Source organism: Mesorhizobium sp. WSM4817 (assembly GCF_055811135.1).
The window spans coordinates 17,409-28,123 of record NZ_JBVVQQ010000009.1 but is presented as its reverse complement, the minus strand read 5'-3'; the positions used below and the strand labels follow the sequence as shown (position 1 = coordinate 28,123).

At 61.9% G+C, this 10,715-nt stretch carries 11 protein-coding genes; 6 read left to right on the top strand and 5 right to left on the bottom strand.

Annotated elements, in window-relative coordinates:
• Nucleotides 1-47: 47 nt before the first annotated feature.
• The 4 genes from AC0L2K_RS14430 to AC0L2K_RS14415 are packed head-to-tail and all read left to right on the top strand — an operon-like array spanning nt 48 to nt 4,491.
• Nucleotides 48-1,310, top strand: coding sequence for an ABC transporter substrate-binding protein (locus tag AC0L2K_RS14430; protein WP_473531650.1), 1,263 nt, complete (start codon nt 48-50; stop codon nt 1,308-1,310).
• Nucleotides 1,311-1,325: 15 nt separating this feature from the next.
• Nucleotides 1,326-2,351, top strand: a complete 1,026-nt coding sequence (locus AC0L2K_RS14425; RefSeq protein ID WP_473531649.1) for a carbohydrate ABC transporter permease — start codon at nt 1,326-1,328, stop codon at nt 2,349-2,351.
• Nucleotides 2,348-3,400, top strand: a complete 1,053-nt coding sequence (locus tag AC0L2K_RS14420) for a carbohydrate ABC transporter permease (RefSeq protein ID WP_473531648.1) — start codon at nt 2,348-2,350, stop codon at nt 3,398-3,400. The genes AC0L2K_RS14425 and AC0L2K_RS14420 overlap by 4 nt, the downstream gene beginning before the upstream one ends.
• Nucleotides 3,401-3,408: 8 nt before the next feature.
• The gene (locus AC0L2K_RS14415; RefSeq protein WP_473531647.1) at nt 3,409-4,491 is read left to right on the top strand and encodes an ABC transporter ATP-binding protein; all 1,083 of its coding nucleotides are present in this window, start codon (nt 3,409-3,411) and stop codon (nt 4,489-4,491) included.
• Between the two features lie 49 nt (nt 4,492-4,540).
• Here AC0L2K_RS14415 and AC0L2K_RS14410 read toward each other — a convergent pair whose 3' ends face one another.
• Entirely contained in the window at nt 4,541-4,696 is a 156-nt protein-coding gene (locus AC0L2K_RS14410) for a YjiS-like domain-containing protein (RefSeq protein WP_473531646.1), read from the bottom strand.
• Nucleotides 4,697-4,932: 236 nt separating this feature from the next.
• On the opposite strand from AC0L2K_RS14410, the gene AC0L2K_RS14405 reads away from it, so the two are divergent.
• Nucleotides 4,933-5,802 (top strand): LysR family transcriptional regulator, encoded by an 870-nt coding sequence (locus tag AC0L2K_RS14405; RefSeq protein ID WP_473531645.1) that lies wholly within the window; start codon nt 4,933-4,935, stop codon nt 5,800-5,802.
• Nucleotides 5,803-5,805: 3 nt separating this feature from the next.
• Here the strand turns inward: AC0L2K_RS14405 and AC0L2K_RS14400 are convergent, their stop codons facing one another.
• Nucleotides 5,806-6,078: a hypothetical protein gene (locus AC0L2K_RS14400; RefSeq protein WP_128166335.1), complete on the bottom strand. Its 273-nt coding sequence runs from the start codon at nt 6,076-6,078 to the stop codon at nt 5,806-5,808.
• Between the two features lie 31 nt (nt 6,079-6,109).
• Between AC0L2K_RS14400 and AC0L2K_RS14395 the strand changes: the two genes are divergently transcribed.
• Complete coding sequence (locus tag AC0L2K_RS14395; protein WP_236473698.1) at nt 6,110-6,313, top strand: DUF6074 family protein; 204 nt, start codon at nt 6,110-6,112, stop codon at nt 6,311-6,313.
• Nucleotides 6,314-6,561: 248 nt separating this feature from the next.
• On the opposite strand, the gene AC0L2K_RS14390 is transcribed toward AC0L2K_RS14395, so the two are convergent.
• The 3 genes from AC0L2K_RS14390 to AC0L2K_RS14380 all read right to left on the bottom strand — a co-directional run bounded on the left by AC0L2K_RS14390 (nt 6,562) and on the right by AC0L2K_RS14380 (nt 10,700).
• On the bottom strand, nt 6,562-8,067 hold the full coding sequence (locus AC0L2K_RS14390) for a calcium-binding protein (RefSeq protein WP_473531644.1): 1,506 nt from the start codon (nt 8,065-8,067) through the stop codon (nt 6,562-6,564).
• A 537-nt stretch (nt 8,068-8,604) separates the two neighbouring features.
• A complete protein-coding gene (locus AC0L2K_RS14385; RefSeq protein WP_128173378.1) occupies nt 8,605-9,429 on the bottom strand; it encodes a 5'-3' exonuclease in 825 nt (274 codons plus the stop codon).
• A gap of 71 nt (nt 9,430-9,500) precedes the next feature.
• The gene (locus tag AC0L2K_RS14380; RefSeq protein WP_128173379.1) at nt 9,501-10,700 is read right to left on the bottom strand and encodes a mandelate racemase/muconate lactonizing enzyme family protein; all 1,200 of its coding nucleotides are present in this window, start codon (nt 10,698-10,700) and stop codon (nt 9,501-9,503) included.
• Between the last annotated feature and the right edge of the window lie 15 nt (nt 10,701-10,715).

Genomic DNA, 10,715 nt, shown 5'->3' with positions numbered 1-10,715 from the left:
ACAGCGACAATCAAGCGGTGAAGACCGCAAAAGCGGAGGAGTGAACCATGAGAATGAATTCGATAATCCTGGGCCTTTCGGCCGGCCTTCTGTCGTCGACCGCGTTCGCAGGCGACGTTCGCGTGATGTGGTACTCGGACGGCATCGAGGGCGAGGTTATACAGGACCTGCTCAACCGCTTCATGAAAGACAATCCGGACATCAACGTCATTCTCGACAATGTCGCCTACAAGGTTGTTCAGGAGCAGCTTCCGGTCGAACTCGAGGCAGGACGGGGCCCTGATATCGCCCGCGTCACCAACATCAAGGAACTCGCCGATCATTGGCTCGACCTGACGCCTGTGGTTGCCGATCCAGCATACTGGCAGACGAATTTCGGCGACCAGTTCGACTGGATGCGCCCTGACGGTTCCAAAATCATTCCGGGCTTCATGACCCAGATCACGCTGACCGGCGGCTTCGTTAACAAGACGCTTTTCGAACAGGCCGGCGTGCCGATCCCGGCCGACACCGCAACCTGGGACGAATGGGTCGATGCCGCCGGCAAGGTGCAGCAGAGCCAGCAGCTCAACGCAGCCTTTGCCATCGACCGCAGCGGCCATCGTATCTCGGCGGCGAACATCTCTTATGGCGCCAACTACATCGGCGGTGATCGACTGCCGGCGCCGATTGACGCCGGCACGAAAGCCTTCGCCGAAAAGCTGGTCAATTGGGTTGCCGACGGCCGCATGAACAAGGAAATCTGGGTGTCGGCGTCGGGCACCACCTATCGCGCCGGGGCCGACGACTTCATCAATGGGCAGATTGCCTACTATTATTCGGGCAGTTGGCAGGTTGCCAACCTGGCCAGCAAGATCGGCAAGAACTTCGACTGGGTGGCGACGGGCTCGCCGTGCGGCACCGCCGCCTGCACCGGCATGCCGGGCGGCGCCGCGCTGGTCTCCGTCAAATACACCAAGAACCCCGCTGAAGTCGGCAAGGTGATGGACTTCCTGGGCCGCGAGGACATCATGCGCGAATTCACCGAGCGCACCCTGTTCCTGCCCGCACACAAGGGCGTTCTCGCCGGCAAGATCGATTACAAGAGCGATGACGAGAACGTCAAGGCGTCGCTCGAAGCCTTCCTGAATGCATCGGGCAAGATCGCGCCGAATGCCGCCGCCCTGCCGGCATGGAAATGGGGAACTCCGGTTTATGGCGCGCTGGTGACCCGCATCAGTCAGGTCATGGCCGGCGAGCTGAAGCTCGACGAGGCTTTCGTCCGCATCGACGAGGACATCAAGGCACAGGTGGCCGAGGCATCGAAGTAGCGTCGCGGCAGTGTCATGGGAGACGTCCGAAACGGCATAGCAACCCGCGCCGGCGCCATGATCCTGGCGCCGGTCGGCTGGCTTGCGAATGTTTTCGATGCGCCACTGCGCATGTTGCAACGGCGCACGGGCAACAATGGCATGGCCGTGTTCTTCCTGGCGCCGAACATGCTGGTGTTCGGCATTTTCGTGCTGTTTCCGCTGGCCATCAACATCCTCTATTCGATGACCGGTGGCGGGGCGCTGTTCCTCGGCGACCGCACCTTCGTCGGCGCCGATCAGTATGGGCGGCTGTTCAGTTGCGGCAGCTATCTCGACCCGAAGAGCTGCACGGAGGACCTGTTCTGGATCGCGGTTTGGAACACCCTGGCCTTCGTCGTGCTGCAAGTGGCGATGATGGTCGCCGTGGCGCTTGTCACCGCACTAGTGCTCAACCGTGAGTTGCGTGCGCGCAGTTTCTGGCGCGCCGTGTTCTTCTTCCCTGTGCTTTTGTCGCCGGTCGTGGTCGGTCTCATCTGGCGCTGGATCCTGCAGCGGCAGGGACTGCTCAACCTGATGGTGTTCGAGGCGGGCGGAACCCCGGTCAACTGGCTGGTGGAGCGCAACTGGGCCTTCGCGGCGACGATCATGGTGTCGGTCTGGGCCCATGTCGGCTTCTACGCGCTGATCCTTCTCGCCGGCCTTCAGGCCATTCCGAAAGACCTCTATGAGGCCGCCGAGATGGACGGCACGCGGCCCATGCGCGTCTTCTGGCGCATAACGCTGCCCTTGCTGGCACCCAACCTCCTGGTCGTGCTGGTGCTGACACTCATCCGCGCCGTGCAGATATTCGATGAGATCTATGTGCTGACCGGAGGCGGTCCCGGGACCAGCACGCTGTTCCTCACGCAGTACATCTACGAGGTCGGCTTCGCCTCGATGCTGCGCAATCCGGGGCTCGCCTCCGCGGCCTCGATCCTCATGGGAGCGGTGCTGGTCGTGCTGACCTTGATCCAGCTGAGCATCGCAAGGCGCAACGAGCAGCGGGGCAAAATGCGATGAGCAGGGTTGCGGAATTTCTGTTCCGCCGGCGCGGCGGCGCCGGCTGGCACTGGACCGACGTTTTCACCTGGTTCTGGCTGATCGGCGGGCTGCTTGTCATGTTCGGCCCGGCGCTGTGGCTGGTCAACTCGTCGTTCAAGACGCCTGCGGCGCTGGCCGAGTTCCCGCCGACTGTTTTGCCCTATGTCACCGCCGAAGCGATCGTGGAAGGGTATGAGGAGCCGCTGCAGCTCTTCGAAGTGCGCAATGACGACGGCAGCGTGCGCGTGCTCGCCGAAGTGCGCCGCCTCGGCACCGTCGCGCAGATGGTCGATCCCGCCAACCCGGGCGAGATCATACGCGTCAACATCCAAAACCGTGCGCCCAAGCGCAGCATCGCCTTCGCGCTCGACAATTATGTCCAGCCTTTCCTCGCCTTCGACTTCTTCCTCTATCTGCGCAACTCGGTCTTCGTCACCGTGGTCGCCACCCTGATTACGCTCCTGACCAATTCGATGGCCGCGTTCGCACTGTCGAAGTACAATTTTCGGGGACGTTCGGCTGTGATGATGCTCATTGTCGCGACGCTGATGGTGCCGCTCTCCGTCATCCTGGTGCCACTCTATTCGGTGATCTCGGCAATGGGACTGTTCAATTCGCTATGGGGCGTGATCCTGCCGACGGTGGCGACGCCCACGGGCGTCTTCATGCTGCGCCAGTACATGCTGACGATCCCCGACGAGCTGATCGATGCAGCGCGCATGGACAAGGCGTCGGAATGGCAGATCTACTGGCGCATCATCCTGCCGCTGACCGCCCCCGCGCTGGCGGTACTGGCGATCTTTTCCGTGGTCTGGCGCTGGAACGACTTCCTCTGGCCACTGATCGTCCTGTCGCGCAAGGAGGTCTATACGCTGCAGGTTGGTCTCAACACCTATGCCGGCCAACTCAATGTGCAATGGCATTACATCCTGGCCATGACTGTCGTCACCATGATCCCGGTCGTGCTGGTGTTCATATTCCTTCAGCGCTTCATCACCACCGGCATTGCCGGCTCCGGTCTGAAATAGAGGCTACCATGAGCCAGATCACACTCACCGGCGTATCGAGGGCTTTCGGCAAGGTCGGCGTGCTGCACGACATAAATCTCGACATCCTTGACGGCGAGCTGATCGTCTTCGTCGGCCCCTCCGGCTGCGGCAAGTCCACGCTGCTGCGGCTCATCGCCGGGCTTGACCGGCCGACAGGCGGCGTCATTGCGATCGACGGCAAGGACGTGACCACCGTTCCGGCCGCCGACAGGGGATTGGCGATGGTGTTCCAATCCTACGCGCTGTACCCGCACATGAGCGTGCGCCAGAATCTGGCCTTCGGACTGGAGAACGCCCGTATGGCGCGCGCCGAAATCGATGCGCGCATCGCCGAAGCCGCGCGGATGCTGGAAATCGCGCCATATCTCGACCGGCGCCCCGGCCAGCTCTCCGGCGGCCAGCGCCAGCGCGTCGCGATCGGCCGCGCCATCGTGCGCAATCCAACCGCTTTCCTGCTTGACGAGCCGCTGTCCAATCTCGATGCCGAACTGCGCATCTCGACACGCGCCGAACTGGCCGCGCTGCACGAGCGGCTGTCGGCGACGATGGTCTATGTCACGCACGACCAGATCGAGGCGATGACGCTTGCCGACCGCATCGTCGTGCTGCGCGCCGGCCGCATCGAGCAGATTGGCACGCCGCTGGACCTCTACAATCATCCGGCCAATCTGTTCGTCGCCGGTTTCATCGGTGCACCGCGTATGAACTTCCTGCCGGTAAAGGTGGCATCCGGGGGCGCTGGCCGATCAAGCCTCACACTGGACGGTTCAGCTGGATTCGAGATCGACGGGAACGTCAGCGCTGCCAATGGCGACGTGACGCTCGGGCTGCGGCCACACCACATCAGCCTCGCCGGTGCCGGCAAGGGAGACGTTGCGGCGCGCGTCGCGCTGGTGGAAGCCCTCGGCTCCGAGACAATCGTCCACACCAGGACAAGCGGCGGCCAGACCATGCTAGCGGTTGTCGCCGGACAATGCCCGGTGGCTTCCGGCGACACGGTGGATCTGAAGTTCGATACCAGCCATCTGCATCTTTTCGATGACACCGGCCTGCGCATCGCTGTGAGTTAGAAGTTGGTTAGCCCCGTCTGGGGCGTCATCATCTGCATGCCCCGCCTCCTCAACGACGCAGGCTGGCGTGGCGGGCATGCTCGCGGATCTCTTCGCGAGAAATGCCAGCATCGGCCAGTGTGCTGTCTGGGGGCTGCCTCAAGCTCGCAAGCGTCTGGCGATAGGCAAGCCAGCGGGCGAAACGGTGTCGAAGTCTATACAACATGATCGTCTCCTTTGGCGCGCAGAAAGCCCGCGCGCCTAGGTTGGTCGAAAGCGCAAAGCATCTGCGCGAAGCGCATCCGCGATCGCAAGGATTGCGCTGGCTTCTTGGCCGGCCGAGGCGCTTGTCACTGTCGCTTCCAGGCAGAATTGTCCAACGCCTCCAATGCCTCCATACTTGCGCGTGATGCCCGCTTCGCGCTACAGCCACGCTCGCAAGGAGTTTTTCATTTCTGCAAAATGGATATCGACTGGAACGATCTGAGGCTGTTTCTCGACGTTGCGCGGCTGGGTGGCTTGAGCGCAGCGACGGGAACCACGCGCCTCAGCGCAGCCACCCTTGGACGACGCGTCACCGCGCTCGAAAAGCAGATCGGCGAACCGCTGTTCGTGCGCCAGCAGACAGGCTACCGGCTGACCCCGATCGGTGAAGAACTGCTGCGGCGCGCCGAAGGCGTCGAGGCAGCAATGCAGTCGCTGACCCGCTGGCGCGAGGGAAACCTGCCCGACCGCATTGTCCGCGTCTCGGCCGGGCCATGGACCTCAGCCTTCGTTTCCGCCCATATCGGCGAGATCTGGACGGTCGATGACGGCATAAGGGTGGAGCTCGTCACCACCACCGACCGTGTCGACATCGGCCGCCGTGCCGCCGACATCGGCATACGCAGCGAGCGCCCGACCGAACAGTGGCTGGCCGGCCGTCAGAGCGGCAAGGTCGCCTACGCCATTTATTCCGGACGCCACCTGATCAACGGCATCGCCGCCGGGTTGTTCGTCGGCGTCACCGGCGAAGCGGCAAACATTGCCTCGGCGCGCTGGCTGCAAGCCCATCACGGCGACCGCATCGCCGTGCGCGGCAACAACACCCATTCGGTGCGCGAACTGGTGGCCGCCGGCGCCGGCCTTTCGATCTTCCCGTGCTTCGTCGGTGACAGCGATCCGCGGCTGGTTCGCGTCGCTCAGCCTATCCCCGAACTCGAAACCGACCAATGGATCGTCACCCATCACGAGGAACGTCACGCGCCGCCGGTGCGAAAAGTCGCCGACCGGATTGCCGCCTTGATGCGGGTGCACCAGCCGCTGTTTCGCGGCGAGACGCCGATCCGGTAAGCCTCAGGCGTCGATCGGCCGCCAGCTGAGCCGCATGGTGGCACTCATGCCGGACTCCTGCGCCGTCAGGCCTAGGCCGTAATACTTCAACAGGGACTCGAACTCGCCATGCCGCTGCGTCCAGCCGCTATTCGCGGCACCGACCATCGAGCCCAGCGGACGCTTTGTTCCATGGCTGACCACCGTCAAAAGAGCGCTGTTAACCAAATTTTCTAACCCGCCAATGCTTATTCGCGCGACTGAAGAGGTGAGGTGATCGATGTGCGATTCGAACATAAGCGCATTTCCGCTTTATCGGCGGCGGAAATTGGTCGAAGGGATCGCCCTGGTCCTGGAGTCCAAGAACGGGGAGGACGCGAACGCCTTCTGGCGCAACACCGCCAAGGCAATTCTCGTTCAATTATCCGAATCAGGAATTGCACCCGGGCTGGCCGAACAGGAAGTCGGAACGCTTCTTCATGCTGTCTTGGATGATATAGCCACCCGCAGTGCGGCGAAACTAGCACAATAGCATTGGCTGGCTCACGACGATGGATTGCCGCGTGGCACCACTGCATCCGTCAAATGCAAGGTTTTTCAATGCGGATGAAAAGATAGCCGCGTTCGTCGAAATCATGCCTCACCGTTGCAGACACCAGCCAGTCGGGTCATGAAGGGCTCGGATGAGCCCTGACGCCCCTTACTGCGCAATCGGGGAGGGAAATCCTGCGCATGGGCGCGATCACGTTCGGTCTATGTAGCTGCCCCCACCATGCGCGCCTATAACACGAAGAAGTCGTCCACTGTGAGGAATGTGCTCGGGTCCAAGGCGGCAAACTTGACAGTCGCCGCGCCTCCTGCTCCGTCCACATCGAACAGCAGATCGCCGGTCTCCTTGTCGTAAATGATGTGGTCGTTGTCATCGATGGCGTGCTTGCCGACAACGAAAACCGCAGCGGAAAGCGAGCCGGCCGACAGCCCGACGAATGCGGAGCTGTCCAGCCAGAACACATCGTCGTGCGCATTGAAGTCTTCTATCCTGTCGTAGTTCGCCGGCCCAAGTGCGTCGAACACGAAGACATCCCTGCCCCCCTCGCCGGCCAGCCGGTCGCGGCCGGCGCCGCCATTGAGGATGTCGTCGCCAGCACCACCTCGCATGTCGTCGGAGCCGCCGCCGCCGTCAAGGACGTCGTCGCCGGTGTCACCGCGGACGCCGTCTGCGCCCTCACCACCTCTGATCGCGTCATTGCCACCGCCGCCCTTCAGCCAATCGGTGCCCGCGCCTCCAATGATGTCGTCTGCGCCCGCGCCGCCGAACAGCTGGTCATGGCCGGCACCGCCGTCGAGCGAATCGTTGAACGGGGTGCCGCTGATGCGGTCGCCCCCGCCCAGCGCGGCGACGAGCACGGCATGATCATGGCTTGCGTAGCTCGCGATGTTTTTGGCGTCGGTCAGGGTAATGGATTCGGCCGGCGGAGTGACTGTGATCGTAATCGTCGCCACATTGCTGTTGCCCTGGCCGTCCGTAGCGTAAACCGTAAAGCTGTCGGTGCCGATGAACCCTGCCTCCGGTGTGTAATCGAACAGGTTTCCGCTCAGAAAATCCGCATGATAGTGCAGGGTAGTGCCATAATGACCCTGGTGAAACGGGTAGTAGTTACCGTCGAAACTCGTCTCCTGCTCCAGGGTGCCGCTGTCCGGCCCGTCCAAGACGATAAAGTTCAAGAGATCGTAGTCGGCATCTGTCGCGCTGAACTCGACGTCGTCGAGAGATTGCGCCTGCGAAATCGACAAGTCCAGGTCGGCAACGTTGGGCGCGTGATTAACGAAGGTGTCGGACTGAAGCACGCCCCCTTTCAAGATGATCTGATGCTGACCGTATTGGGTGTTTTCGCCGCCGAAATATTCGTTCGCCCCGATCCATGTCAGCGTGAGGTCGTCGGGGCTGTCGGCGCTGATCGAGACGATCCGGACCGACTGGAAGGCCGCCTGGTCGGACACGGTGCGGAGAAAATTGCCTTCGTTGTCAAAGACCTGCGTTTCCACTGTCGTCCAGGTTTCGGTCCTGCCCTCGTGGGTGAAGCTGGTGATGGTGAAGAAGCCATCGAAGACATCGACCGAAGCTAGTTCGATCCCACCGAAAGGGAAATCCGGCTTTGCCCCTATCGGTCCGATTACGTCGCCATCTGTTTCCGTAATGCTGAAAAGGACCGAGTCAGGGGTCGGATTGGGATTCTCGGGTTCGTTCCATACGATGAGTTCACTGCCATTGCTTAAGGTCGGCATCCTGTCTCTTCCTTGCCTTTGCGCTGGACGTGCTGCGGATGCCCCCAATTCCAACAGTAACATGTTACGCGAGACGGATCGGTGACAGACCCAACCGCCTTTCGCCTTCTTCGAATGTGGTTAATTCGGTGATCATGCCGAACTCTCTGATTGGATTCGGCAATGGGCCGACGCTGGTGAAATCCAGTCGGGGATGCGGCGAGCCGACGAGATGCGGTCGTGTTGGGCATCAGGCACTCCGGACCCGAAGCGATCTCTGCTCCAAAGGTTCGCAGGATCACCCTCAACTCGTCTCGCCCGTTCGGCCCGATCTTCCGCTTGCGAACCGGACGGCCTATCTCGATCCGCTCGTCGGACGCGGCGACCGGTCCTGGCGGCGGCATCTCATGCGCCCGTTCTTGTAGGGCAAAGCGTTGGTTTCGCGCCGAACGACGCTTAGTTCTTCAGCCGGACTCCTGCCGCGAGCACAGTGCCCCTATTCGATTGGGGACTCGAGGCTGGCCTTAAGAGGCCGCTTCCAGACCTCGCCTCCCGCAGTCAGCAACGCCAAGCCTTGAGCGCACGGGTGAGGAGCCGGGCGTCATTTAGCTGGGTAGCGCAGATTTCGAACGCTTTGGTCGGCCCGTGCCAGCGCAGCTCCTCGACATTATCGAAGAGGCGAGCGTCGGTGCGCAGCGTCGCGAGATTTTTGAACAAAAGCGCGAGCTCTCTCCGCTTGCCGAGGATTTCCTGCGGAAAGCTTTCAAGCGGGCCGTAGCGGCCAAGCAGCCGGGCGGCCGAGACCAGGCCGATGCCTTCGAGACCCGGGTAGCCATCGGCGGCATCACCCACCAGCGCGAGGAAGTCTGGAATCAGCGCCGGCTCAACGCCGAACTTCTCGCGTACGCCGGCGGCATCGCGAATTTTCTGACTCCTGCGGTCTACCTGGACCACATGGTCACCGCGCACACACTGCGCGAGATCCTTGTCCGGCGTCCAGATGCACACCTTTTGCACGCCCTCATCGGCAGCCGCGCTGTGTGCCGCGGATGCCAGCGCGTCGTCGGCTTCCAGCTCGATCATCGGCCAGACCGCCACTCCCATCGCCGCCAGAGCGTCCTCGAGCGGGTGGAACTGGGCGAGCAATGCCGGCTCGATGCCATCCCCGGTCTTGTAGCCGGGCCAGAGCTGATTTCTGAACGATTCGATTACATGATCGGTAGCCACCCCAACATGTGTGGCGCCGTTCTCGATCATCTCCAGCAGTGTGTTCAGCACGCCGACGACGGCGCCAAACGGCTTGTCCTGGCCATTGTTGAACCGGCGTTGGCCATAGAAGTGGCGAAACAGTTCGTATGTGCCGTCTACCAAATGAACGATCATCGTAACCTTCAAGGAACAAAATCCAGCCCGGCCTGCAAAGCCAGGACCGATGGCTGGCATCCAGGGATGGTTCAGTCGAAGAACCCCGCATCCTCTTGCCTGAGATACTTTCGGGCTGCTTCGGCGTCGATATCGAGGCCCAGCCCCGGCGCTTCCAGCAGATCCACCATGCTGTCCGTCACGATCTGCGACGGCAGGCCGATTACGAGGTCCTCCCACCAGGGGTCGGAGGCGCTCGGATATTCGAAGGCGATGTAGTTGGCGGGCAAGGTGGCGCAGACGTTGATCAGCGCGCCGAGGCCAAGCAGGCCGTTCGCCGTGCCGTGCGGCGCCATCAGGATCGAATGCATATGGGCGTGCTCGGCGACCCATTTGAGCTCGGCAATGCCGCCAATATCGGCAGGATCGGGGCCGATGACGCGCACCGCCTGCGTCTCGATCAGCTCCTTGAAATTGTGCCGCAGGTAAATCTGCTCGCCGGTATGGATTGGCGTCGAGGTGGAGGTTGTCAGCTCCCGATAGGCCTGCGGATTGACCCACGGCACATAGTCGCCAGTCAGCATGTCCTCCAGCCACATTAAATTGTACTTCTCGACCGCGCGAGCGAATTTGATCGCGTCGGGCAGCATCCAGCCCGGGCCGCAGTCGAGCGCCAGGCTCACCTTGTCGCCCAGCACTTCCTTCATCGCGATCACGCAGTCGAGCATGTGATTGAAACCGCGCTCGCTGATCATGCCTTGATCCATGGCACCGTGATAGCCGGCCTGCTTCTGCGTCACGCCGTAATGGAAGCCCTCAATGGTGTCCTTCATGTTGGAGTGGAACGAGATTCCTTGCTTGATCATGAAGAAGTTCTGCGGCTGCTCCATCATCCATTTGACGTCAGCGGCGTAATCCTCCGGCCGGTCGCCCGTGCGTTTCCTGCGGATCGAGCCGTTGTAGACGCGCACTTGGTCGCGCACCTTGCCGCCGAGCAGTTTGTAGGCCGGCACGCCTGCGGCCTTGCCGGAAATGTCCCACAACGCATGCTCGATAGCGCTTACCGCCGCGCCATAGGGCTTGAAAGAACCGCGTTGGCGGATCTTCAGCATCACCCGTTCGACGTCGGTCGGGTCCTCGCCGATCAGCGCCTCGCGAAAATGCAGGACCCAGGGCTTGAGATAGGGCTTGGTGTACTCGACCTCGCCCAGGCCATAGAGGCCCTCGTCGGTAACGACGCGAACGATGGGATGCTTGCCGATGACGGCACAGCGGAGGTCGGTGATCTTCATCTTCGGTTCCTTTCG

Excerpts from the sequence above, each read along its gene's own strand:
- AC0L2K_RS14430 (WP_473531650.1), top strand. The coding sequence starts at position 48 with ATGAGAATGAATTCGATAATCCTGGGCCTTTCGGCCGGCCTTCTGTCG.
- AC0L2K_RS14425 (WP_473531649.1), top strand. The coding sequence starts at position 1,326 with ATGGGAGACGTCCGAAACGGCATAGCAACCCGCGCCGGCGCCATGATC.
- AC0L2K_RS14420 (WP_473531648.1), top strand. The coding sequence starts at position 2,348 with ATGAGCAGGGTTGCGGAATTTCTGTTCCGCCGGCGCGGCGGCGCCGGC.
- AC0L2K_RS14415 (WP_473531647.1), top strand. The coding sequence starts at position 3,409 with ATGAGCCAGATCACACTCACCGGCGTATCGAGGGCTTTCGGCAAGGTC.
- AC0L2K_RS14410 (WP_473531646.1), bottom strand. The coding sequence starts at position 4,696 with ATGTTGTATAGACTTCGACACCGTTTCGCCCGCTGGCTTGCCTATCGC.
- AC0L2K_RS14405 (WP_473531645.1), top strand. The coding sequence starts at position 4,933 with ATGGATATCGACTGGAACGATCTGAGGCTGTTTCTCGACGTTGCGCGG.
- AC0L2K_RS14400 (WP_128166335.1), bottom strand. The coding sequence starts at position 6,078 with ATGTTCGAATCGCACATCGATCACCTCACCTCTTCAGTCGCGCGAATA.
- AC0L2K_RS14390 (WP_473531644.1), bottom strand. The coding sequence starts at position 8,067 with ATGCCGACCTTAAGCAATGGCAGTGAACTCATCGTATGGAACGAACCC.
- AC0L2K_RS14385 (WP_128173378.1), bottom strand. The coding sequence starts at position 9,429 with ATGATCGTTCATTTGGTAGACGGCACATACGAACTGTTTCGCCACTTC.
- AC0L2K_RS14380 (WP_128173379.1), bottom strand. The coding sequence starts at position 10,700 with ATGAAGATCACCGACCTCCGCTGTGCCGTCATCGGCAAGCATCCCATC.